The organism is Flavobacterium collinsii (genome assembly GCF_902804485.1).
GTDB classification, from domain to species: Bacteria; Bacteroidota; Bacteroidia; order Flavobacteriales; family Flavobacteriaceae; genus Flavobacterium; species Flavobacterium collinsii.
In genome coordinates this window covers 1-301 of record NZ_CADCST010000140.1, presented here as the reverse complement: position 1 = coordinate 301, position 301 = coordinate 1, and the positions used below count along the sequence as shown (strand labels likewise).

Here is a 301-nt window from a genome sequence, read left to right as displayed (position 1 = left end):
GTCGATGCCTTCCTGAGCTTGTAATACCTGCTCGATCTCACCAAGTTCAATGCGATAACCTCTGATTTTGACCTGACTGTCTTTTCTACCGATGCATACGACGGTGCCATCGGGTAACCATTTACCCAAATCTCCGGTTTTGTATAGTTTAGTGCCTTCTTTGAAAGGGTTTTCAATAAACTTTTCTGCCGTTAGTTCCGGCTGGTACAAATAGCCTCTGGACAATCCATCACCAGAAATACAGATTTCTCCAATAACTCCCACTGGCTGTAAGGCCAAAGCATCTGAGAGAATGTAAAAC

General features: G+C 43.9%; 1 protein-coding gene. It reads right to left on the bottom strand.

Translation table 11 applies throughout. From position 1 onward, the window contains the following. Window positions 1-301: acyl-CoA synthetase family protein (locus tag FLA105534_RS21700; RefSeq protein ID WP_173968170.1), on the bottom strand; the 301-nt coding region annotated here is incomplete at both ends.